Genomic DNA, 23,806 nt, shown 5'->3' with positions numbered 1-23,806 from the left:
TCGCTGGCAAGCCAGGCTCCCACAAGTCATGTGTCGAATACATAAATTGCGTACGACACAAACTCTGTGGGAGCGGGCTTGCCCGCGAAGAGGCCAGCTCAGACGCTAAAGATATCGAACCTTAGCGACGAACCTGCTTCAGCGTTTCAGCGATCAAGAACGCCAGTTCCAGCGACTGATCGGCATTCATCCGTGGGTCGCAGTGGGTGTGATAGCGATCCGACAAGCCATCCTCAGTGATCGGCCGCGCGCCACCGATGCACTCGGTGACATTCTGCCCGGTCATCTCGATGTGGATGCCGCCCGCGTAGCTGCCTTCCGCTTCATGTACCTGGAAGAACTGTTTCACTTCGCCAAGGATCTGCGCAAAGTCGCGGGTCTTGTAACCGCTGCTGGCCTTGATGGTGTTGCCGTGCATCGGGTCGGAACTCCACAGCACCTGCTTGCCTTCGCGCTGTACCGCGCGGATCAGCGCCGGCAGGTGATCGCCGACCTTGTTCGCGCCCATCCGCGCGATCAGGTTGAGGCGGCCCGGATCGTTGTCCGGGTTGAGCACGTCGATCAGGCGGATCAGGTCGTCGGGGTTCATGCTCGGGCCGACTTTGACCCCGATCGGGTTGTTCACCCCGCGCAGGAATTCGACGTGGGCGCCGTCGAGTTGACGGGTGCGGTCGCCGATCCACAGCATGTGCGCCGAGCAATCGTAGTAATCGTTGGTCAGGCTGTCGCGGCGCACGAAGGCTTCTTCGTAGTTCAGCAGCAGCGCTTCGTGGGCGGTGAAGAAACTGGTTTCGCGCAGTTGCGGCGAGCTGTCCATGCCGCAGGCGCGCATGAAGGCCAGGGTTTCATCAATGCGGTCGGCGAGGTGGCTGTACTTTTCGGCCAGCGCCGAGTTGGCGATAAAGTCCAGGTTCCACTTATGCACCTGATGCAGGTCGGCAAAACCGCCCTGGGCAAAGGCGCGCAGCAGGTTGAGGGTGGCGGTGGACTGGTGATAGGACTGCAGCAGACGCTCCGGATCCGGTACGCGGCTGGCGGCGTCGAAACCGATGCCGTTGACGATGTCGCCGCGGTAGGCCGGCAGGGTCACGCCGTCGATGGTTTCGTCGTTGGCCGAGCGCGGCTTGGCGAACTGGCCGGCCATGCGCCCGACCTTGACCACCGGGCAACCGGCAGCGAAGGTCATGACGATCGCCATTTGCAGCAACACTTTAAAGGTGTCGCGGATCTTCGCGGCGGAGAACTCGGCAAAGCTTTCCGCGCAGTCGCCGCCTTGCAGCAGGAACGCCCGGCCCTGGGTGACTTCGGCAAACTGACGACGCAGCTCGCGCGCTTCGCCGGCAAACACCAGCGGCGGGTAGCTGGCCAGCGTCTGCTCGACCTGGCGCAGATGCGCGGCGTCGGGGTATTGGGGTTGTTGCTGGATCGGCAGGGCGCGCCAGCTGTCAGGGCTCCAGGGTTGGCTCATCACGGTCTCTAAGGTTCTACGCACGGACGGCCATGTTAGCAGCAATTAGTGCGTGACCTGCTCCCGCCGCTTCGCCGACAATCGCCGCTTTGCCACGGCACCACAGCGGTGCCATCGCGTCACCGCGCCCGGTGACCACCAGGAGACGAAATGACTGAGGAGCGCGTCGAGCTGTTGCTCGCCGAGGTACAGGATGAGTTCGGCGTGATTCGCGTGCTGGAAGTGGCCGACTACCGCTTTCTGGAGTTCGGCGATGCGATCGAGCAAAGCTGCGTGTTTACGGCTGACCCGAGCTGGCTGGAGTACGACTACACCCGGGCGATGCTGATTGGTGCGCTGTGCCATGAGCAACCGGAGAGCGCGCTGTTTCTCGGGTTGGGCGCAGGAACGCTGACCCAGGCCTGCCTCAAGTTCCTGCCGCTGGAAGATGTCGAAGCCATCGAACTGCGCCCGGATGTACCGCGTCTGGCCATCGAATACCTCGGGCTGGATGACGATCCACGGCTGTACATCCGCGTTGGCGATGCTCTCGAACTGCTGCCGACGGCTGAACCGGCGGATCTGATCTTCGTCGACCTTTATACCGATGTCGGCCCCGGCGCCGGGCACCTTGCGTGGAATTTCCTCGGTGACTGTCAGAAACGTCTGAATCCTGGCGGCTGGCTGGTAATCAACCAATGGGCCACCGATGACGGCAAACCCTTGGGCGCGGCGCTGCTGCGCGGGCTCTATCACCGGCATTACTGGGAGCTGCCGGTGAAGGAGGGCAACGTGATTCTGATCGTGCCGGCGGATCTTGATCAGGTGCTGGACATGCAGGCGCTGACCGTCCGGGCTGAAGCGCTGGCGCCTAAGCTGGGCTACTCGTTGCAGACGTTGATCAACTGCATCCGTCCGGCGACCTGATCTTCAAAGGCCTTTGAAAACGCCGGGCCTGCGCTCCACCAGCGAGCGCACACCTTCCTTGGCATCTTCGGTGGCCAGCAACTTCTTCACCAGCGGCGGCAAGCCCTTAGCCGCCGCAGTTTCGCCTTCATAGCGCGCCTGACGCGCCGACATCAGCGTCGCCTGCACGCCCAGCGGCGCCTGCCGGGCGATGCGTTCGGCCAGTTCGATGGCACGCGGCAGCAGATCCTCGCTGGCCATGACTTCCTGCACCAGCCCCAGACGTAACGCATCATGGGCATCGAATTCGTCACCGGTCAGCAACCAGCGCATGGCATTGCCCCAGCCGGCGATCTGATGAAAGCGCAATGTCGCGCCGCCGAACGGAAAGATCCCACGCTGCACTTCCATCTGCGCGAAGCGGGTGTTGCTGGCACACAGGTTGATGTCGGCGGCGAGCATCAGCTCGATGCCGATAGTCAGGCAGTAACCCTGCGCAGCGACGATTACCGGTTTGCTGACCCGTGGCCCGACGAAAACGCCCCACGGATCGCAGCCACCGGGCGGCACCTGCCAGCCTTGGGCGAGGGCAGCGCTGGCGTTGACCAGATCGAGCCCCGCGGTGAAATGCTCGCCATGTCCGAACACCACCGCCACCCGTGCGTTAGTGTCGGCCTCGAATTCGCCATAGGCCAGGGCCAGGTCGTTGAGCAGGTCGAGGTCGAAGGCGTTGCGCTTGGCAGCGCGGTCCAGACCGATCAAATGCACATGACCGTGGCGCGCACGGCTCACGCGGCCGGGGCAGGGCTGATTCATGGGTGTTTCCTCGCAGGGGAAGAAAAGGTGCAGCGACCAGATGCCGCACATCGGTGAATCGTTTAAGCGCCATCGCCAGCAGGGCCGGGGTCTTTGAAAAGTAGACCTTTGCCCGATTATCCGCAAAACCCCGTTACACAGCGGTGACAACTGTATTTTGCCGATAAAAAAAGCTCCCTTTTTGGGCAAATTCCGGTATAGTGCGCGCCGGCCTTTAACCGGGCCGCGTTTAGGTAGCGCAATTCCCCGAAGTCAGCTTCGGCTGCACGTCCGCACTGCGGGCTCTTCCTTGACGATTCTTTTTCATTCATTCGTTTTCGCAAATCCCCGCCGACAAAGCTGCCAGGGCGACTCTTGAGTCTCAACACGGCATGTGCAGCTTTGGAGCATGGGTCTTTGCGGATGCACTTAGAGGCAGACCCATGACCCAGGAAATCGGCGGCTTCGCCGCTCTTGAACTTCATCCCAATATTGTCGCTGCAGTAGTCGCTACCGGCTATGAAGAGCCTTCGGCCATTCAGCAGCAGTCGATCCCGATCATCCTCGCCGGTCACGATATGATTGGTCAGGCGCAAACCGGTACCGGTAAAACCGCTGCCTTTGCCCTGCCTATCCTGCACCGCATTGATCCGTCCAAGCGCGAGCCGCAAGCTCTGATCCTGGCCCCAACTCGTGAGTTGGCGCTACAAGTTGCAACCGCTTTCGAAACCTACGCCAAGCAAATGCCGGGCGTGACTGTTGTGGCTGTCTACGGCGGCGCGCCGATGGGCCCACAATTGAAAGCAATCCGTAATGGCGCACAGATCGTTGTCGCCACTCCGGGCCGTCTGTGCGACCACCTGCGTCGCGACGAAAAAGTGCTGCAGACCGTGAACCACCTGGTTCTCGACGAAGCAGACGAAATGCTCAAACTGGGCTTCATGGACGACCTCGAAGTGATCTTCAAGGCCATGCCCGAAACCCGTCAGACCGTATTGTTCTCGGCGACCCTGCCGCAATCGATCCGTGCCATCGCCGAGCGTCACCTGCGCGATCCAAAGCACGTGAAGATCCAGAGCAAGACCCAGACTGTTACCGCGATCGAACAGGCTCACCTGTTGGTTCACGCTGACCAGAAGACTTCTGCCGTTCTCAGCTTGCTGGAAGTGGAAGATTTCGACGCTCTGATCATGTTCGTGCGCACCAAGCAAGCGACCCTGGATCTGGCCAGCGCCCTCGACGCCAAAGGCTACAAAGCCGCCGCGTTGAACGGCGACATCGCCCAGAACCAGCGTGAGCGCGTGATCGACTCGCTCAAGGATGGCCGTCTGGACATCGTTGTGGCGACCGACGTAGCCGCCCGTGGTCTGGACGTTCCGCGTATCACCCACGTGTTCAACGTGGACATGCCGTACGATCCGGAATCCTACGTGCACCGTATCGGCCGTACCGGCCGTGCCGGTCGCGAAGGCCGCGCGCTGCTGCTGGTGACGCCACGTGAGCGCCGCATGCTGCAGGTGATCGAGCGTGTGACCGGTCAGAAAGTTGCCGAAGTGCGTCTGCCGGACGCCCAGGCCGTTCTCGATGCCCGCATCAAGAAACTGACCAACAGCCTGTCGCCACTGGTGGCTGACGCCGAATCGACTCACGGTGATCTGCTGGATCGCCTGACTGCAGACATCGGTTGCACCCCGCGCGCCCTGGCTGCCGCACTGCTGCGCAAGGCCACCAATGGTCAGGCGCTGAACCTGGCAGCGATCGAGAAGGAACGTCCACTGGTGCCGAACAGCGCGCCACGTGGCGACCGTCCTGAGCGTTCCGGTGATCGTCCGGACCGTGGTGATCGCGAGCGTCGTGCTCCGATGCCATTGGGCGAAGGCCGTGCCCGTTGCCGTACCGCGCTGGGCGCGCGTGACGGTATCGCGGCGAAAAACCTGCTGGGCGCCATCCTCAACGAAGGTGGTCTGGCACGTGAAGCCATCGGTCGCATCCAGGTGCGTGACAGCTTCAGCCTCGTCGAGCTGCCGGAAGATGGTCTGGACAAACTCCTGACCAAACTGAAGGACACTCGCGTTGCCGGTAAGCAGCTGAAACTGCGTCGCTACCGCGAGGATTGATCCGCCCTTGGGCTGATTGATCGAACATAAAAAATCCCCGACTGGTTCGGGGATTTTTTTTGCCTGCGATTTGGGCATCAACCGAAGCGGTAGATGTCCATGCCCAACGCGCCCATGGTGAAGCCTTGATGGGCAATGCTGAAGTCGCCGCCGGCACCTCGGGCGAAGTACAGCGGCAACAGGTGCTCGTCACTTGGATGGTTGCGTACTGCGTTCGGTGCCTGCTGGCGGTAATCGTGCAATGCGGCTTCGTCGTTGGCAGCCAGTTTGTCGACAATCCAGTCGCGGAAGTCCCGGGCCCACGGCTCGACGCTTTCCGGGCCGGCGTGCCAGTCCAGTTCTCGCAGGTTGTGGGTGATGCTGCCGGAACCGATCAACAGAATGCCCTGTTCGCGCAGGCTGGCCAGCGCCTGGCCGACGCGGTTCTGCAATGCCGGGCCGCCACTGCTGGGCAGGGAAACCTGAACCACCGGGATATCGGCCTGCGGGTACATCAGCGACAGCGGCACCCACACGCCGTGATCGAACGGTCGTTGCGGGTCGAGGCGCGCCGGCAGGTGGTTGGCAGTCAACAGGTCGGCAACCTCGCGGGCCAGTTGCGGATTGCCCGGGGCCGGATACTGCACCTCAAACAACGCGCGTGGGAAACCGCCGAAGTCGTGCCAGGTTTCCGGTTGCGGATGGCTGCTGACCAGTAGTTCATGGCTTTCCCAATGAGCGGAAACGATGATGATGGCTTTCGGGCGTGGCAGTTCGGCCGCCAGCCGCGCCAGGGCCGGGCCACTGGCACCGGGCTCCAGCGCCAGCATGGGCGAGCCGTGGGAAATAAACAGGCTGGGAAACATGGAAGAGTTCCTGAGCGTTAAGATGGCTCATCTTCATTCAGTTCATTGATCTAATTCCAATATAAGTTTTAACGCCTTTTGATCGAATTCCTGGGAGGATGCATGCAGCCGGAGTTTTGGCACAAGAAGTGGGAATCGAACCAGATCGGCTTTCACCAGCCTGAGGTGAACCCGTATTTGCAACGGTACTGGCCCGGTCTGGCCATTCCGGCGCAGGCGCGTGTGTTGGTGCCGTTGTGCGGTAAAAGTCTGGATCTGCTGTGGCTCGCCGGCCGTGGTCATCAGGTGCTGGGCGTCGAGCTGTCGCAGAGGGCTGTCGAAGACTTCTTCCGTGAGCAGCAATTGCAGCCGCAGATCAGCGAAGAGGGCGGCTTCAAGGTTTATCGCGCCGGCGCGATCGAATTGTGGTGTGGGGATTTCTTTTCGCTGACGGTGGCTGACGTGGCGGGTTGCACTGCGCTGTACGACCGGGCGGCAATGATCGCCTTGCCGCCGGCGATGCGCGAGCGTTATGCGGCTCATCTGCAGAGCATTCTGCCGACGTGTCGAGGGCTTTTGGTAACGCTGGATTACGATCAGTCGCAGATGCCAGGGCCGCCATTTTCCGTAGACGATGCCGAAGTGCAGCGTTTGCTGGGCAGTGTCTGGCGCGTCGAGATGCTGGAGCAGCAGGATGTACTCGGTGACAGCTGGAAGTTCGTGCAGGCCGGCGTAACCCGGCTTGAGGAACGGGTTTACCGGATTTACGGGGCGTAAACGACAGGCAAAAAAAGGCCCGCATCACTGCGGGCCTTTTCATTGGTGCGCCGGTTTGATCTTTGATCAACCGCGACGACGCAGGGCGTCGATACGCTCTTCCAGCGGCGGGTGGCTCATGAACATGCGGGCGAACCCTTGTTTGATGCCACCGTTGATGCCGAAGGCGTTCAGGGTGTCCGGCATGTGTACCGGCAGGCCCTGTTCGGCGCGCAGGCGTTGCAAGGCGTTGATCATCGCGCCGGTACCGGCCAGGCGGGCACCGGCATCGTCGGCACGGAACTCGCGCTTGCGCGAGAACCACATCACGATCGCGCTGGCCAGAATGCCGAGTACCAGTTCGGCGAAGATGGTCGCGATGTAGTAGGCCATGCCCTGGCCTTCTTCGTTCTTGAAGATCACCTTGTCGACGAAGTTGCCGATGATCCGTGCGAAGAACATCACGAAGGTGTTCACCACGCCCTGGATCAGCGCCAGGGTAACCATGTCGCCATTGGCCACGTGACCGATCTCGTGAGCCAGCACGGCCCGCACTTCGTCTTCCTTGAAGCGCTCGAGCAAGCCCTGGCTGACCGCGACCAGTGCGTCGTTCTTGTTCCAGCCGGTAGCGAAGGCGTTCGCTTCGTAGGCCGGGAAAATCCCGACTTCGGGCATCTTGATTCCGGCTTCCCGGGACAATTGCTCGACGGTTTGCAGAAGCCATTGCTCGTGACGAGTGCGTGGCTGGGTGATGATCTGGGTGCCGGTGCTCATCTTCGCCATCCACTTGGAGATGAACAGCGAAAACAGGGAACCGGCAAAACCAAAGACTGCACAGAAAACCAGCAGCTGACTGAGGTTGAGATCAACCCCGTTGGCCGCCATGAACCCGTTGAAGCCGAAAAGGCTCAGGGTGATGCTGGCTATCAGCACGACCGCCAGGTTAGTGGCCAAAAACAGCAGGATGCGCATCATGGTTGTAGAAGTCTCCTCAAGCTAAAGATGTAGCGTACTGCGGGGTATATAAGGTGCGGCACCTGGCGATTCAACCGAGTGACTATTTCAAACTGTGTCCTACACCGGATTCGCCGGGCTATGGGACATTTCCCACTTCTTGATCCGGTATGGATGACAGGCACGCGCCACCCGGTCTCATTGCGTCAGGCACGCATGATTCGTATGAATCGCAAGTGTAGAAGGTGCTGGAGGAGGGGCGCAGCAGAAGTGTTGCTGAATCAGACAGTGCGCAACGTTCGGGCCGTTGCGCACTGAGCGCCGGTTACTGGCGGTAGGACTTGAGGAAGTTGCCGATGCGACCGATGGCCATGTCCAGGTCATCGACCCGCGGCAGGGTGACCACGCGGAAGTGGTCAGGCCACGGCCAGTTGAACGCCGTGCCCTGCACCACCAGCAGCTTCTCGGAGAGCAGCAGGTCGAGCACGAATTTCTCGTCGTTGTGGATCGGGCAGACTTTCGGGTCGATCTTCGGGAACGCGTACAGTGCGCCCATCGGCTTCACGCAGCTCACGCCGGGAATGTCGTTGAGCAGCTCCCAGGTGCGGTTGCGCTGTTCCAGCAGGCGACCTTGCGGCAGTACCAGATCGTTGATGCTCTGATAGCCACCCAGGGCGGTCTGGATCGCATGCTGGCTCGGCACGTTGGCGCACAGGCGCATGTTGGCCAGCATGTCGATGCCTTCGATGTAGCTGTGGGCGTTGTGTTTCGGCCCGGAAATGGCGATCCAGCCGGAACGGAAACCCGCCACGCGATACGACTTGGACAGGCCGTTGAAGGTCAGGCACAGCAGGTCCGGGGCCAGCGAAGCGGTGCAGATGTGCACGGCGTCGTCATAAAGAATCTTGTCGTAGATTTCATCGGAGAACACCACCAGGTTGTGCTGACGGGCCAGTTCGAGCATGCCCAGCAGCACTTCCTTCGAATACACCGCGCCAGTCGGGTTGTTCGGGTTGATGATCACCATCGCCTTGGTGTTCGGGGTGATCTTGGCCTTGATGTCGGCCAGGTCAGGGAACCAGTCGGCGCCCTCGTCGCACAGGTAATGCACCGCGTTGCCGCCGGCCAGGCTTACGGCTGCGGTCCACAGCGGGTAGTCCGGGGCCGGTACCAGCACTTCGTCGCCGTTGTTGAGCAGCGCCTGCAGCGACATCACGATCAGCTCGGACACGCCGTTGCCCAGGTAGATGTCTTCGATGCCGACACCTTCGACCTGCTTCTGCTGGTAGTACTGCATCACCGCCTTGCGCGCGCTGAACAGGCCTTTGGAATCGCTGTAGCCCTGGGCGGTCGGCAGGTTGCGGATCACATCCTGGAGAATTTCGTCCGGCGCTTCGAAACCAAAGGGCGCCGGGTTGCCGATGTTCAGCTTGAGGATGCGATGGCCTTCCTCTTCCAGGCGTTTGGCGTGCTTGAGCACCGGGCCGCGAATGTCGTAGCAGACGTTGGCGAGCTTGTTCGATTTGCTGAACTGCATGGCGATGTGATCCCGAAAATGAACGATCCAGGCGGCGGGTGGACAACCGTGCTGGGAATCCTGCGTCTTCACACAGGCAAGTGTCTCGAGCGGCGGTTTCCAACAATCCGTTTGAATGCGCAGGAACCCGCTGCCAGACTGGCGTGTGACGAGGCGCAATCATACGTGCCGCCCGATCCGTGGAAAAGGTACAGATCGGGCTTTTTCAGCCGCTGAGGTGTGATGATGGAAAAGATTGAAAAGACCCTGGAAGAATGGCGGGCGATGCTCGACCCCGAGCAGTTCAACGTGTGCCGCCTGAGCGCCACCGAGCGACCGTTCTCGGGTAAATACAACGCCACCAAGACCGATGGCGTCTACCACTGCATCTGCTGCAACGAACCGCTGTTCGACTCCAGGACCAAATTCGACTCCGGCTGCGGCTGGCCAAGCTTCTACGCGCCGATCGGCGACAACGCCATGACCGAAATCCGTGATACCAGCCACGGCATGATTCGTACAGAAGTGAAATGCGCCAAGTGCGATGCGCACCTGGGCCATGTCTTCCCTGACGGCCCTCCACCGACCGGCCTGCGCTATTGCATCAACTCGGTGTGCCTGGACCTGGTGCCGCGCGAGTAACCGATACGGGCGATCCACGGGTCGCCTTTCGAATAATTAAATTGCACGCAATTCAATTGCTCGCTATTTTTGCCGTCTACCCATTTTTCAAGAGTGCGCACCATGAGCGACAACCTGCTGAACATTCCGTGCACCACCATCAAAGGCGAGCAAAAGACCCTCGCCGATTTCGCCGGCAAAGCTGTGCTGGTGGTCAATACCGCCAGCAAATGCGGTTTCACGCCGCAGTACAAAGGGCTTGAGGAACTGTGGCAGACCTACAAGGATCAGGGGCTGGTGGTGCTGGGCTTCCCGTGCAACCAGTTCGGCAAGCAGGAGCCGGGCAACGAGGGCGCCATCAGCGAGTTCTGCGAGCTGAACTACGGCGTCAGCTTCCCGCTGTTCAAGAAGATCGAAGTCAACGGTACCGGCGCCCACCCGCTGTTCGTGCAGTTGAAGAAGCGCGCGCCGGGTGTGCTGGGCTCCCAGGGCATCAAGTGGAACTTCACCAAATTCCTGATCGGCAAGGACGGCCAGTTGGTCAAGCGCTTCGCCCCGGCCACCAAGCCGCAGGATCTGAGCCGCGAGATCGAAGCCCTGCTCAAATGAACAACCTGTCCGCCGATTCGCTGAAGCTCGACAGTCAGCTGTGCTTCAAGTTGTACGCCGCATCGCGGGCCGTGATCCGTGCCTACAAACCGATGCTCGATCAGCTCGGCCTGACCTATCCGCAATATCTGGCAATGCTGGTGTTGTGGGAATGGCAGCAAACTGCGCCGGAGCAACCGACAGTCAAGGCGCTGGGTGAGCGTCTGGCACTGGACTCCGGCACGCTGACGCCGCTGCTCAAGCGATTGGAGCACCTGCAACTGGTTCAGCGTCAGCGCTCGGCCCGGGACGAGCGTGAAGTTCATCTGAGCCTTACGCAGCAAGGGCAGGCGCTGCGTGAACAGGTCGGGCCGTTGAAGGCGCGGCTGTTGTGCGACAGCGGGGTTGATCTGGACCGGCTCAATGACTTGCGTAGCGGTCTTGATCACTTGCTGGGGCAGATCAAAGCACTGTCGTAGTCGGAATCCACTGGTCCAGCAACGCCGCCAGTTCTTCACGACGGAACGGCTTGGCCAGATAGTCGCTCATGCCCGCCGCCCGGCAGCGTTCGCGTTCCTCGGACATGGCGTTGGCGGTCAGGGCGACAATCGGCAGATGCGGCCAGCGTCCGCTCTGGCGAATCTGACGGCTGGCTTCGTAGCCGTCCATCACCGGCATGTTGCAGTCCATCAGCACCAGATCGAATTCGTCGTGTTCCAGCTGATCCAGCGCCTCCACCCCATGGGCGGCAACCACGACATCGCAGCCGAGTTTGCCCAACATACCCTTGGCCACCAGTTGATTGACCGGGTTGTCCTCCACCAGCAGCACCCGACCACGTCGTTGCGAAGGCACACTCTCGAGGCGGGCGCGGTCGATGGTGGTGAGATCCGGCAGCAGCGTCCGGCGCAGATTCTGATACAACGCGTTGCGGGCCAGCGGTCGAGCCTGCTGCTGCAATGGGGCAAGGGCAGTGGCTTCTTCACCCGGCATGAAACTGCCATAAGCCGTCACCAGCAGAATCGGCGCCGTCATCGCCGGACGCAGACCGAACAGGCATTCGGGGCAGTCGGTGATGATGACGTCGGGGGAGAGACCGAGCAGCGGGTCGTCGAGGGTTCGCTGCTCGTAGGTCAATCCCCAGACCGGCAGCAGGCTTTCCAGCAGCTCGGCCAGCCCGCTGACCGCGTTGGTGATCGCCAGCACCTTTCCGTGCAACGGGGGTGCAATCACCGTGCGGGTGTGGCAGGGCAGTGGCAGCTCAGCGCAGAACTGACTGCCGAAACCCACTTCGGAACTGATGGTCAGACGCCCCTGCATGGCTTCGCACAGGTTGTAGGTCAGGGCCAGACCGAGCCCGGTGCCGCCGTACTGGCGGGTGATCCCGGCACCCGCCTGGGTAAACGGCTGGAAAATCTTCACCTGCGCTTCCTGGGCGATGCCGATGCCGGTGTCGCAGACCTCGATCCGGACGCCGTCCTTCCAGGTGGACAAACGCACATCGACCCGGCCGAAACGAGTGAATTTCAGGGCATTGGACAGCAGGTTGCTGACGATTTGCCTGACCCGGGTCGGATCGCCAAGTACCAGCGCCGGGAAGTGCGGATCGATCAGGCAGGTCAGTTCCACACTCGGCGCCGCGTTTTGCGACAGCAGGTTGGCAGTGTCTTCGATCAGTGAGCCGAGATCGAAGGGAATGTGTTCGAGCTCCAGCTGCCCGGCATCGAATTTGGACAGGTCGAGAATGTCGTTGAGCAATTCCACCAACACCTTGCCCGAGTCGTGGGCGATGGACAGTTGTTGCTGTTGTTCGGCGTTGAGCGGGCCGTCGAGCGACAGGGCGATCATCCCCAGCAGGCCGTTGAGCGGGGTACGGATCTCGTGGCTCATGTTGGCGAGGAATGCCGAGCGAGCCTCGGCCATATCCAGTGCCGTGCTGCGGGCCACTTCCAGTTCCTGGTTGGACTGGCTGAGTCGCGCGTTGATCGCCTTGAGCTCGGCGGTACGCGCCGAGACGATGTCTTCGAGTTGTGCGAGGTAGTCGGTGAGACGGTTTTCCGCATTGCGCCGTTGCTGGATTTCCGTGGCGATGTTCTCGAACTGCTGATTGGCAACTTTGACCAGCACGCCGATCTCGTCATTGGCGTGCCCACCCGGACATTCCAGGGTGGTCGGCTCGGCACTGCGCGGGTCGCGGCCGCTGAGTTCACGGATCACTCGCACCAGGGGTTTGGTCAGCATCACGTAGAACAGCGCGAGCAGGATCCCGGTGAGAATCAGGCTGCGGGCGAAACCGTTGAGCAGCGTGACTTCCGCGCGGCGCAGAAAGCGGCTGCCAAAGGCGAAGGTATCGACTTCCAGGCTCAGGGTGCCGAGGGATTCGTTGGGCAAGTGATCGAGATAAAGACGGTCTTCGAACTGACGTTTGGCGCCGAACAGGAAGTCGCTGATCATCCGGTAGCCGCTTTGCAGCTCCGGGCGTTTGACGCTGGCCAATACCGTCTGATTGTTATCGGTGAGTTTTGCGGAAATGATGGCCGGCGAACGCAGCAGGCCCAGGGTCAGTTCCTGCGCCAGTTCGGCATCGATGTTGTAGGCGATGCGTGAGGCCGGGTTATGGCTGATTTCCAGCAAAGACAGGATTTCACGGTTGATGGACGCGTCTTCACTGGCATAATCGATGCCGATTTGCAGCAGGCTGAGCAGCGTGCCCAGAATGAACCCGACCAGCACGGTAAGCCGGGCCTGTTTGTACGACAGCCGGTGGGTGAATTTGATATCCATGGGGTGTTGAACCACTTCCGTTTCCCTTCGCTGCTCAAGCATAGTCGATCATGCACGGATTCCGGGGTTCCCGAAGCGCCTTGTAACAAGGGCCGGGACAGGTTTCGGACGCTGTCTGTCTTTGCTGCACCGCCATCATCACTGTGAACGAGCCCGAGGAGAAGACGTGGATTCCCGATTGAATGCTTTTCTTGAGCGCGCCGAGTCGGTTCTGGCGCGGATCGAACCGCTATTGCCGGCTCCACGCCCGGTCATCGACTGGGGCACCTGCCTCGCCGCACGCTGGCAGCGCGACGGTCGCAGCGGTTATCTGCTGCCGCTGGAAGTCAGCCTCGACATGCGCCTGTCGGACCTGATCGGCGTCGACCGGCAGCTGGAGCAACTGGGCCGCAACACTCAGCAATTTCTCGACGGCATGCCGGCCAACCATGCGCTGCTGTGGGGTTCGCGTGGTACCGGTAAATCGTCGCTGGTGCGCGCGCTACTGGCAGAACACGCCAAGGCCGGTTTGCGTCTGATCGAAATCGAGCGCGATCATCTGGCGGACCTGCCACGGGTGGTGGAGCAGATCGCCAAGCTGCCGCAGCGCTTTGTGCTGTTCTGCGACGACCTCTCGTTCGAGTCCGGCGAAGGCGACTACCGCGTATTGAAAAGCGTGCTGGACGGCTCGCTCGAACAGGCGCCGGACAACGTGTTGCTGTACGCCACTTCCAACCGTCGTCATCTGGTGCCGGAAAAGGAAAGCGACAACGAAAACTGGAAGCGCGTCGATGGTGAGCTGCATCCGAGCGAAGCGGTGGAAGACAAGATCGCGCTGTCGGATCGCTTCGGCCTGTGGCTGTCGTTCTATCCGTTTACCCAGGAGCATTTCCTCAACGTCGTCGAGCACTGGATCGGCCAGTTGGCCGCCAAGGCCGGCCTGAGCTGGGAACGCGACGAACAACTGGACATTCTCGCCGTGCGCTGGGCAACCGGCCGTGGCAACCGCAACGGACGTTGCGCGTACCAATTCGCCCGTTACTGGGTGGGACTGAAATTGTTGGAGCACAAGGCATGATTGATTTGCAACAGAGCGGCCAAGGCCTCGAAGGCTATGGCATGTTGGCCGCACAACTGGAGTCGCTGCTGGCGGACGAGCGCGATTTCATCGCCAACGCCGCGCAGTTTTCGGCGTTTCTGTTCAACCAGCTCGATGATCTGAACTGGGCCGGTTTCTACCTCAATCGCAACGAAGAGCTGGTGCTCGGCCCGTTCCAGGGCCAGATTGCCTGCGTACGCATACCGTTCGGTCGCGGTGTGTGCGGCGCGGCGGCTGCCAGCTTGCAAACGCAACGGGTTGAAGACGTTCACGCGTTCCCCGGCCATATCGCCTGCGACAGCGCGTCGAACAGCGAGCTGGTCGTGCCGTTGGTCAAGGACGGTCGCCTGATCGGCGTGCTCGACCTCGACAGCCCGAAGCTCGCGCGTTTCGGTGCAGACGATCAGGCCGGGATCGAGCAACTGGCGGCGATCTTCCTGCGCCTGACCGACTGCTGATCACGCCGCCAGGCCCGCCTTGAGCAGCACGGCCGCCGGATCCACGGCATCGATCTGCCGTGGATCGAGAAACCGCGTGGCGTACTGCAGATACACGCCATCGCGGATGAACAGCCCGAACAGCTCGGCATCGATGTGCGCTTCGCGGCACATGGTGGCCATGATCCCCAGCGCTTCACTGAGGGACTTGGCCTTTTTGTACGGGCGGTCGGCGGCGGTCAGGGCTTCGAAGATGTCGGCAATCGCCATCATGCGCGCCGGCAGGCTCATGTCTTCGCGCTTCAGGCGCTTGGGATAACCGGTGCCATCCATTTTTTCGTGATGCCCGCCGGCGATTTCCGCGACGCTGTTCAGATGCCCGGGGAAGGGCAGGTGACTGAGCATCAGGATCGTCTGCACCATGTGGTGGTTGATGATGTAGCGTTCTTCGCGGGTCAGCGTGCCCCGGGGGATGCTCAGGTTGTACAGTTCGCCGCGATTGTATTTATAGGGCGGCACGTCGAGCTTGAAGCCCCACGGATTGTCCTTTGGAATCAACTCACCTTCGGCGCGCTCCAGCAGATGCTCCGGCTTGTCTGCCAGCAATGGTTCGGTGACCGGCAAGGGCGGTGCCGGGGTGCGTGCCTGACGCCGGTTCTCTTCCCATGACAGGCCCAGCCGATCATCCAGCGTGCGCGTCCAGGTACGTCGGGCGATGCCTTGCAGACGTTGCAGGTCGGCCTCGGCCATCGCTTCACTGCCCAGATTGCAGTGGGCGACGAATGCAAAATCATCATCCAGTGCTGTCAGGGTTGCGTCACGCAGGTCGGCCAGTTGCTGCTCTTCGCCGCCCATCGCCAGGGCTTGCCAGTAGCTGACCCAGGCATCGCGCTTGAGCACTTCGAAGCGGGTGCGGATTTCATGAAGGCGATCGTTCAGGGTTTCCAGTTTGGTGGCTTTGTCGACCACGTATTCCGGGGTCGTGACTTTGCCGCAATCGTGTAGCCACGCGGCGATGTGCAAGGCCTCCCATTCATCTTCGTTCGGCTGGTAAGCGCTGAAGGCCGGCGCCTGACTGGCTGCAGCGGCCTGGGCGAGCATAAGGGTCAGTTCCGGCACGCGCTGACAATGCCCGCCGGTATAAGGGCTCTTGGCATCGATGGCGCCGGCCAGCAATTGAATGAACGCGTCCAGCAGTTGTTTCTGCCGGGCTTGCAGGCGCTGGCTCTCGATACTCACCGCTGCCGCCCCGGACACTGCTTGCAGGAAGGCGATACGGTCGGGCCGCAGCTTTTCCAGATCACTCGCCGTGCCGCTGTCATTGATCAGCAGCACCAGCAGGCCGACGGTTTCGTTGTGCCGGTTATGCAAACGGATACCGATCAGATGAACCCTCGGTGACGCCATGGCCAGCAGCACTTTGCGCAGATCGGTGGCCTGTTCGAAGCCCAGATTGCTCACGACTGTGTCGGCGCTCGCCAATTGCCGAAACCATTCGGGCCCCTGAGTAGCGTCAAGGTTGCGTCCCTGAATGTCGAACGCGGTCAGGGCTTGAGAGGCGCCATCGACCACCAGTCCGTAGGGCTCCATGCGATTGCCGTCGTTTTCCCGCAGATAGATCAGGCCCGCCTGAGCCTGGGCGATCTGCACAGTCTCGAACAGCGCCCGCTGCAGCAGCGGTTCGAAGCGGGTTTCCGCCGTCAGGCTGTCGGTGATCCGAAAAAAACTGGCCAGGGTGTCTTTCATGCGCGCCATCGACAGGCTCAACTGGTCAATCTCCAGTACCAGCGATCGACGGGTCATGGGAAAGTTGAAGTCGAAACTGCGAATCGCATCGGCTTCCTTGACCAGCGCATGCAGCGGCTTGACCAGAATTCGCGAGATCAGCCAGCCCAGCGGCAGACAGAGCAGCAGAGTAGCCAGCGTGATCAACGCGCCTTGCCAGCGCATGCGATAGGCGTCGACCAGCAACTCGTCCTCCGGCACCAGCAACGCCATCTGCAAACCTTTCGGTCCTCCTTCCTGCAACTGGCTGCGGGCGACGATCCATAGCCGGCCGTCGGCTTTGAGCCGATTGCCCTGATGGCCGGACAACAAGGCGTCAAGGGCGGGGCTCAAGTCGGCAGCCTTGGCCAGACGCGCCGTACGGTCATCGACGATCAGCCGGCTGCTGTCGGGGTAGGCCACGGCGTTGCCGTCGGCGTCGAACAGGACGATTTCCGTGGCCGGTGTCACCACGTGTTTGATCAAGGTTGCGGAGAGTGCGTCGAGGGTCAGGTCGGCGCCAATCACCGCGTCATCACCGCTGCGCCTCGCCAGTGTCGTGCCAACGTTGTGGGTGGAGAAAAAAATGTAGGGTTCGGTGGTGATCTGCTCGGTCTGTTGCCGTGCGTTGATATACCACGCCCGGCTGCGGGGATCATAAGGATCGTCGGGGTTGTCCTGCTGGCCGACCGGGGACAGTGCCTGGTCGAAGAACAACGACTGTGAATGCGTCTGGCCGCTGGCGTCGTGCGCGATGCTCCAGACCTGAAAGGCCGCCGAGTCCGGTGCCTTGAGCAGGGTTTTCAGCGCTGATGTGCGCAACGGACGGACCATGAAGAAATCGCCGTTGCCATACCCCAGGTACAGCGAGGCCAGAGCCGGATTGTCCGTCAGGGACTGGCTGAACGGCTTGAGCAACGCCAGGCGCGGTTCGAGGCCGGAAGAGCGGGCGGCGGGGGTGTCCGCCAGCAGGCTCAGCAGGTGTCGGATCGGTGCGTAAGTGGCCTGCAGATCGAGGCGCACATCCTGCTCGATGCGATTGAACAGCTTTTCGCTGCTCGACAGGATGATCTGAGTGGTCTGCCGATAGTTGAACAGACCCAGCACCACTCCGGTGAGCAACAGCAGAAAGGTGAACATGACGCTGATATGCACGTGCAGCGGAAACCGGCGTTGTTCCGGGCGCAGTGGGCTGGGCATTGCGGACTCTCCGTGTAGGTAAGCACACTGCTCAGCGTTCAAGCATAGTTAAGCTCCGGCCACTTTGCTTCGGGTGAGCCGGACCAGTTGCTGCTCCAGTGCCTGCTCCAGTTCCAGGATGGCAAGACGGCTGGCCCGGCAGCGATGCTCGATCTCATCCTCCGGCAGTGCTTGCAGACAAGCCTGTTCAAGCGCATCGCAACAGTCGATCAGGCGCGACGCCTGGGCAATGCGCGCGGCGCCCTTGATCTTGTGTGCGATGACGGCCAGTGCAGGGGGATCCCGGGTGAGGGACAGCGCCTGCAACTCCTGTCGGTCAAGGCGACTGCTGCTGAGCAGTTCTGTCAGCAATCGATGGGTCTGGGCAGGATTGCCTCCGGTCAGCAGCGTCAGTCCCTGCAGATTGAACACGGGTGCGCGGAACAGTGGCTGAACACGGTCGACCCATTGACTCAGGCTGGTCAGGCTAAGGGGCTTGAACAGGCAGTCGTTCATGCCTGCCTGCTTGCAGCGCAGAATCTCTTCCGGCTGGGCATTGGCGGTGAACCCCAGCACCGTGCAGGCAGGTCGGCGGGTGAGCTTTTCGTGCTGACGAATGGCCCGGGTCAGCTCGTAACCGCTCATGACGGGCATGTTGCAATCGGCGATAACCAGATCGAATTCGCCGTTTTTCCATTGCTCCAGCCCTTGCTGGCCATCTTCGGCGATACAGAAACGATGGCCGAGGTATTCCAGCTGCTGGCACATCAGCAGCCGATTCGCCGGATGGTCATCAACCACCAGAACGGTCAGCGGAGTGAGAGATGCCTGGATCTGCGGTTCGTCTTCGGTGCTTGTCACTTCTGCAGGCAGAATGGCCAGCGGCAGCGACAGAGTGACCTGGGTGCCGATTCCGGCCAGGCTGCTCAACCGCAGCTTTCCACCCATCATTTCGCAGAGGTTGCGGCTGATAACCAGCCCCAGCCCTGTGCCGCTTACCGTTCGCGGCCCGCCGTTGCCGGCCTGGGCAAAGGGTTCGAACAATCGCAACTGATCCTGCGTCGATATCCCGATGCCACTGTCCTGTACGGTCAATTGCATCATCGAGCGTTCGGGATCATCGGTGGGAAGTACATCCAGCGTGATCCTGATCTGTCCTGCTTCAGTGAACTTGATGGCATTGCTGATCAGGTTCGACAGCACCTGTTTGAAGCGCAGAGGGTCGAGGTGCACATCGACATTCAGTTCAGGGGGAGAGACGGACAGGGTCAGTGACAGCTGTTTCTGCCGGGCGAGCCCTTCGAAGATTCTGACCACCGAGCCAACGGTGTCGACCAGATTGATTCGCTCGGGGTTCAGGCTCAGTCGCCCGGACTCGATGCGGGCAATGTCCAGTATGTCGCCGATCAGGCCCAGCAGGTCCTTGGCCGAATGGTAGGCCGTTTCGATTCCGGAGCGATCCGGATGAGCCTTATCCATGCGCTTGAGCGTCAATTCGAGCATGCCGATCACCGCGTTCATCGGCGTGCGGATCTCGTGGCTCATGGTCGCCAGAAACGTACTCTTGGCCCGGCTGGCATCGTCCGCCCGCTCCTTTGCTGCGCGCAGTTCATCGAGCAGCTCGCGGCGTTCACTGATGTCGATCCAGCCGCCGATGATTCCCTGGACTTCGCCGCTGGAGTCCCGGTACGGCAGGATCCAGTGATAGATCGTCAGGTGTCGGTTGCCGATCTGGAGCGGCCGGTCGAGCACCAGCGGTCGGCCTTCGGCCACTACCCGCTGATAGTCGGCCTGATAGGTCAGGGCCTCGCAAGCGTTGTTCAAGGCGCCCTGCATCACGCTTTTGCCTATGACGTCTTCGCGCCGGGCATTGAACGCCTGAAGATAACTGTCATTGCAGCTTTGCAGCAGACCCTCACGATCTCGCACGTAGATTGGATGGGGCGTACCGTTGACCAGTGAACCCATGAATTCCAGTTGATCGCTCAAGGCCCGTTCCGCCGACTTGCGCTGTTTGATCTGGCGCCGCATGTAAGCATTCCAGAGCAGTGACAGCAGCAACAGCAGGCAGGCGCCGCCGATGACTTGATAGAAAAAGCGTTGGTATTGACGCCAGGTGCCTTGCGAAACGCTTGAGTAGCCACGCCAGCGCCCATTGATGATGCCCAGTTCTTCGGGCGTGATGCTCATCAGCGATTTATCGATGATCGAGCTCAGTTCTGTGTTGTCCCGCGCAGTCGCCAGAGAAAAAGCCGCCTGACGGGTGCCGATGGTGGTGGTGATCTGCAAGGGATGCTCGAAGGTTCGCGATGCAATGAAGTAGTTTGCGATGACCAGGGAGTTGACTGCGCCTTCGACCTGACCTTCGTCCAGCAGCGCCACGGCACTGAAAGTATCCGGCGTTTCGATCAGTTGAATGCGTGGAAACTCCCTGCGCAGGTATTCGATCATCGGATTGCCCTGAGCGATCGCCAGACGCTTGCGTTTGAGCTGCCCAAGGTGCGTGGGACTGTCGGCGGCTTTCCGGGTCAACAGTACGTATGAATTTTCCAGATAGGGACGGCTGAAGTTCAGGGTTTCCTCGCGTTGAGCAGTTGGCAGCAGGGCCGCGATCAGGTCAGCCTGGTGGTGCTCGACCTGCTTGATCATTTCGGCGTCGCTGCGGCTGCGGCGAATTTCGAAGCGCAGTCCGGTGCGCAGCCGGATGAGTTCGAGCAAGTCGGCGCTGATGCCGCGAAAATTGCCGTCACTGTCAAAGAACGTCAGAGGTGCGAAAGCTTCGTTGACCACCACGCTCACGACCGAATTCTTTTTCAGCCATTGCTCTTCGCGCTTGGTCAGTTGCAGTTTCTGGTCGGTCAGCAGTGTGTCGCTGCCGACGCTCCAGCGCTTGGCGATGTTTTCGCGCTCGCTGCCCGGCACGGCCTTGAGCACGGTATCGATGATGGCAAGCAGCTGCGGATTGTTGCGATGCACGGCGAAGCTGAAACCATGGGCTTCGTGCTTGCCGAAGTTGGCCATGCGGATGTTGTTCAGGTATCCCTTGCTGATCATGTAATGGGTGGAAATGGTGTCACCGAGGAACACGTCCGCCTGATCGAACGCTACTGCATTGATTGCGTTCTGATAGGACGGATAGGAGGTGATGAGGGCTTTGGGATAGATGGCCTTGACATCTTCCAGCGGCAAGTAGTGATACAGCATGCTCAGCCGCAGGCCTGCCAGACCTTCGGTCAGCGTGCGGGTTTCGCCTTCGCGCGTCACAAGGACTGGTTGATCAATGGCGTAGGGCCTGGACAGCACGATATCGGTATTCTCTGCTTCAAATCCGTTGGAAGTGCCAAGCATGTCGATGTGACCGTCGATCAATGCCCGTATGGCCGCTTCCCGCGAGGAGAACCGTTTGACCCTTATCGGCAGACCGGTTGCCTGACCAACGAGCATGGCGTAATCCGCCGTGAATCCTTCGTAGTCGTGCCCGCTGGCTGTCATGTCGAAGGGAGGATAGTCGGGTGCGGAGGTCCCCAGAATCAACTCGCTGCGGCTGTGCAGCCACGCCACTTGCGATGGGTCGAACACAGCCTGCACTGTCCGCTCGGTCGAGCGACCCAGCAGGGTGAGGTCTTGCGAGGCGGGTGATGCGGCTGTCAGAGAGGTGCAGAACCCCAGACATGCACTCCATGCAATCAGAACACTCATTAAACGGCTGGACATGTTGACTCTCACACGAGTGCGTTACGTTTGGCCATTTCAATAAGTTCTACGAGAGACTTGGCTTTAAGTTTCTGCATCAGTCGTTTTTTATAAGTGCTTACAGTTTTGTTGCTGAGGAACATGCCTTTGGCAATTTCCTTGTTGGTGCGGCCCTGGGCAAAAAGTTGCAAGACCATAAGTTCACGATCATTGACGGATTTGAAGAGCTCCAGCTCTGCATAACGCACGTCATCGTGACGAACAGGGTTCAACGCCTGACTGGGGAAATAGTTGTAGCCGGAAAGAACTGCCTTGATCGCACTGACCAGTTCGCTCAGGTCTTCCTGTTTGCACACATAACCCGATGCACCTGACTGCATGCAGCGAATGCCGAACAGGGTCGGACATTGCGCAGTCAATACCAGCGTCTTGAAGGGCGAACTCATGGCGTTGAAGCGGGCCAGGACTTCCAGGCCATCGAGCTTGGGAATGCTGATGTCGAGAATGATCAGGTCGGGCATGCATTCGCGAACCATCTGCATGGCGTCGACACCGTTATCGGTTTCTCCAACGACTTTATAACCTTCATGCTCCAGCAACATTCGAACGGCAAGGCGGATGACCGGGTGATCGTCGACAATAAAAACGGAGTTCATAATCAAATCCCATACGAGCGCAAATAAAGGGCGAACCTTAGCTCAGATGAATGAACGCTCGCATGAACTGACAGGGGGGTAGCGGCAATCTAGGAGTAATCCTACAAACAAAGAGGAATCAGACTACGTGTTAACTGGGTTTGGCGTAGGTAGAGGCGTGAGATGTTCAAAGATTGTTCATGATCAAGCATCATCGATGCCGGGGAAGTTTAAAAGAGTGAGGTGCAATTGATTGTTTCTGCTTTTATCTTCGAGCTTTCTGAACAAGTCCCGACGGAAGTATTTGTCGTTTCGCTTCCGCGTCCCCGGGCCCGACCGATCCATTGCAGACCGATCGGGTGGCAAGTGTCAATGGCTGGAACGTCCGGTCATTTCCAGCGCCATGTCACTGGCGTAGCTGTCGGTCATGCCAGCGATGAAATCGATCATACGCAGGAACGACGCGTGCAGAGGGCCGTGCGGATCCGGCGCATTGTTCCCCAGCAAATCGAGAATTCGACGACTCTTGAACGACGGCGTGCGGCCGTTGTGCTGTTCCAGGGCTGCACCACAGAACGCGTTAAGCAGAATTTCCAGAGTCGTGTAGGCGCCGATCTCATGCAGGGTCTTGCGCTTGTCCTGGAAGATTTTCTTGCGGGCGATGTCCTTGGCGTTCAGCACGCAGCGCTTGGCCGGACCGTGCATATGTTCCACCAGATCCCCCGGCAGCGTACCGGCCAGCAATGCGTCCTGCTGTTCGACGAAGGCCCGGGCGGCGGCGTTGGTCAGGTGCTCGATGGCCTTGCCGCGCAGGATCGCCAGTTTGCGCCGGCGTGAATCCTGCGGGCCGAGCTGACGATAGGTTTCCGGCAGATCATCGCCTACCAGGCCAAGCAGCAGCGACTCGACTTCGGCGTACTCCAGCAGCTCCATTTCCAGGCCATCTTCCAGATCGATCAAGGCGTAACAGATGTCGTCCGCCGCCTCCATCAGATACACCAGCGGATGGCGCGCCCAGCGTTGCTCCTCCAGTTGCGGCAGACCGAGTTTGTGAGCGATCTGCTCAAGCAACGGCAGCTCGCTCTGGTAGCAGCCGAACTTGTGCTTCTTGTAACCGAGGGAATCGGCGTGACGGGCGGTCCACGGGTACTTCAGATAGGTGCCGAGAGTGGCGTAGGTCAACCGGGTTCCGCCGTCGAACTGGTGGTATTCCAGCTGCGTGAGCACTCGGAAACCTTGGGCATTGCCCTCGAAGTTCAGGAAATCGCCGCGTTCGGCGTCACTCATCGCATCCAGCCAGCCGCGCCCCGCAGCCTGTTGGAACCAGTGACGGATCGCGTCTTCGCCGGAATGGCCGAATGGCGGGTTGCCGATGTCGTGCGCCAGGCAGGCCGACTGGACCACCATGCCCAGATCGCTAGGTTCGCACCATTCGGGCAGGGCGCGGCGCAGGGTTTCGCCGACGCGCATGCCCAGCGAGCGGCCGACGCAACTGACTTCCAGCGAATGGGTCAGGCGCGTGTGAATGTGGTCGTTGCTCGACACCGGATGCACCTGGGTCTTGCGCCCCAGGCGGCGGAAGGCACCGGAGAAGATGATGCGGTCATGGTCTTTGTGGAACGGGCTGCGGCCAAGTTCCTGCGGGCTGTGCAACGGTTTGCCGAGACGTTCGCGGTTGAGCAGGGTATGCCAATCCAAGGCTGATTCTCTCC

At 60.5% G+C, this 23,806-nt stretch carries 18 protein-coding genes; 8 read left to right on the top strand and 10 right to left on the bottom strand.

The features are described 5' to 3' along the window. Positions 1-121: 121 nt before the first annotated feature. Positions 122-1,468 (bottom strand): 3-deoxy-7-phosphoheptulonate synthase class II, encoded by a 1,347-nt coding sequence (locus tag QLG12_RS27740; RefSeq protein ID WP_039770450.1) that lies wholly within the window; start codon positions 1,466-1,468, stop codon positions 122-124. Between the two features lie 150 nt (positions 1,469-1,618). On the opposite strand from QLG12_RS27740, the gene QLG12_RS27735 reads away from it, so the two are divergent. Further along, positions 1,619-2,374: a spermidine synthase gene (locus QLG12_RS27735; protein WP_282475575.1), complete on the top strand. Its 756-nt coding sequence runs from the start codon at positions 1,619-1,621 to the stop codon at positions 2,372-2,374. A gap of 3 nt (positions 2,375-2,377) precedes the next feature. Here the strand turns inward: QLG12_RS27735 and QLG12_RS27730 are convergent, their stop codons facing one another. Next, a complete protein-coding gene (locus QLG12_RS27730; protein ID WP_197869101.1) occupies positions 2,378-3,169 on the bottom strand; it encodes a crotonase/enoyl-CoA hydratase family protein in 792 nt (263 codons plus the stop codon). A 422-nt stretch (positions 3,170-3,591) separates the two neighbouring features. Here QLG12_RS27730 and QLG12_RS27725 point away from each other — a divergent pair, with 422 nt between their 5' ends. After that, positions 3,592-5,265, top strand: coding sequence for a DEAD/DEAH box helicase (locus QLG12_RS27725; RefSeq protein ID WP_007955707.1), 1,674 nt, complete (start codon positions 3,592-3,594; stop codon positions 5,263-5,265). 77 nt (positions 5,266-5,342) lie between these two features. On the opposite strand, the gene QLG12_RS27720 is transcribed toward QLG12_RS27725, so the two are convergent. After that, a complete protein-coding gene (locus QLG12_RS27720) occupies positions 5,343-6,110 on the bottom strand; it encodes a class III extradiol ring-cleavage dioxygenase (RefSeq protein ID WP_282475574.1) in 768 nt (255 codons plus the stop codon). Between the two features lie 102 nt (positions 6,111-6,212). Between QLG12_RS27720 and QLG12_RS27715 the strand changes: the two genes are divergently transcribed. Next, positions 6,213-6,866 carry a thiopurine S-methyltransferase gene (locus tag QLG12_RS27715; protein WP_282475573.1) on the top strand — a complete coding sequence of 218 codons (654 nt, stop codon included), beginning with the start codon at positions 6,213-6,215 and terminating at the stop codon, positions 6,864-6,866. 66 nt (positions 6,867-6,932) lie between these two features. On the opposite strand, the gene htpX is transcribed toward QLG12_RS27715, so the two are convergent. Both htpX and QLG12_RS27705 read right to left on the bottom strand, forming a co-directional pair. After that, complete coding sequence (htpX, locus tag QLG12_RS27710; RefSeq protein WP_011335292.1) at positions 6,933-7,820, bottom strand: protease HtpX; 888 nt, start codon at positions 7,818-7,820, stop codon at positions 6,933-6,935. 304 nt (positions 7,821-8,124) lie between these two features. Beyond that, a complete protein-coding gene (locus tag QLG12_RS27705) occupies positions 8,125-9,336 on the bottom strand; it encodes a pyridoxal phosphate-dependent aminotransferase (protein WP_007955711.1) in 1,212 nt (403 codons plus the stop codon). Positions 9,337-9,561: 225 nt separating this feature from the next. Between QLG12_RS27705 and msrB the strand changes: the two genes are divergently transcribed. The 3 genes from msrB (at position 9,562) to QLG12_RS27690 (ending at position 11,003) form a co-directional block, all read left to right on the top strand. Continuing rightward, a complete protein-coding gene (msrB, locus tag QLG12_RS27700; RefSeq protein WP_064598308.1) occupies positions 9,562-9,957 on the top strand; it encodes a peptide-methionine (R)-S-oxide reductase MsrB in 396 nt (131 codons plus the stop codon). 102 nt (positions 9,958-10,059) lie between these two features. Next, positions 10,060-10,545 (top strand): glutathione peroxidase, encoded by a 486-nt coding sequence (locus tag QLG12_RS27695; RefSeq protein ID WP_011335290.1) that lies wholly within the window; start codon positions 10,060-10,062, stop codon positions 10,543-10,545. Then, positions 10,542-11,003, top strand: coding sequence for a MarR family transcriptional regulator (locus tag QLG12_RS27690; protein WP_197869098.1), 462 nt, complete (start codon positions 10,542-10,544; stop codon positions 11,001-11,003). The genes QLG12_RS27695 and QLG12_RS27690 overlap by 4 nt, the downstream gene beginning before the upstream one ends. On the opposite strand, the gene QLG12_RS27685 is transcribed toward QLG12_RS27690, so the two are convergent. Continuing rightward, positions 10,987-13,308 carry a response regulator gene (locus QLG12_RS27685; RefSeq protein WP_282475572.1) on the bottom strand — a complete coding sequence of 774 codons (2,322 nt, stop codon included), beginning with the start codon at positions 13,306-13,308 and terminating at the stop codon, positions 10,987-10,989. The two genes, QLG12_RS27690 and QLG12_RS27685, sit on opposite strands and share 17 nt — an antisense overlap. Positions 13,309-13,474: 166 nt before the next feature. On the opposite strand from QLG12_RS27685, the gene QLG12_RS27680 reads away from it, so the two are divergent. Together QLG12_RS27680 and QLG12_RS27675 are read left to right on the top strand one after the other, a co-directional pair. After that, positions 13,475-14,365, top strand: coding sequence for an ATP-binding protein (locus QLG12_RS27680; RefSeq protein ID WP_007955716.1), 891 nt, complete (start codon positions 13,475-13,477; stop codon positions 14,363-14,365). Beyond that, complete coding sequence (locus QLG12_RS27675) at positions 14,362-14,844, top strand: GAF domain-containing protein (protein WP_011335287.1); 483 nt, start codon at positions 14,362-14,364, stop codon at positions 14,842-14,844. The genes QLG12_RS27680 and QLG12_RS27675 overlap by 4 nt, the downstream gene beginning before the upstream one ends. Here QLG12_RS27675 and QLG12_RS27670 read toward each other — a convergent pair whose 3' ends face one another. The 4 genes from QLG12_RS27670 to QLG12_RS27655 form a co-directional block, all read right to left on the bottom strand. Beyond that, positions 14,845-17,787, bottom strand: coding sequence for an HD domain-containing phosphohydrolase (locus QLG12_RS27670; RefSeq protein ID WP_282475571.1), 2,943 nt, complete (start codon positions 17,785-17,787; stop codon positions 14,845-14,847). It lies immediately after the preceding gene. Positions 17,788-17,835: 48 nt separating this feature from the next. Further along, complete coding sequence (locus QLG12_RS27665; RefSeq protein ID WP_282475570.1) at positions 17,836-21,480, bottom strand: transporter substrate-binding domain-containing protein; 3,645 nt, start codon at positions 21,478-21,480, stop codon at positions 17,836-17,838. A gap of 8 nt (positions 21,481-21,488) precedes the next feature. After that, entirely contained in the window at positions 21,489-22,115 is a 627-nt protein-coding gene (locus tag QLG12_RS27660) for a response regulator transcription factor (protein ID WP_011335284.1), read from the bottom strand. Positions 22,116-22,463: 348 nt separating this feature from the next. After that, the gene (locus tag QLG12_RS27655; RefSeq protein WP_064383277.1) at positions 22,464-23,792 is read right to left on the bottom strand and encodes a deoxyguanosinetriphosphate triphosphohydrolase; all 1,329 of its coding nucleotides are present in this window, start codon (positions 23,790-23,792) and stop codon (positions 22,464-22,466) included. Between the last annotated feature and the right edge of the window lie 14 nt (positions 23,793-23,806).

It is taken from the genome of Pseudomonas sp. V88_4 (genome assembly GCF_029967985.1).
Lineage (GTDB): Bacteria > Pseudomonadota > Gammaproteobacteria > Pseudomonadales > Pseudomonadaceae > Aquipseudomonas > Aquipseudomonas glycinae.
Note: the sequence above shows the minus strand (reverse complement) of the source record. Positions and strands in the feature narration are given on the sequence as shown.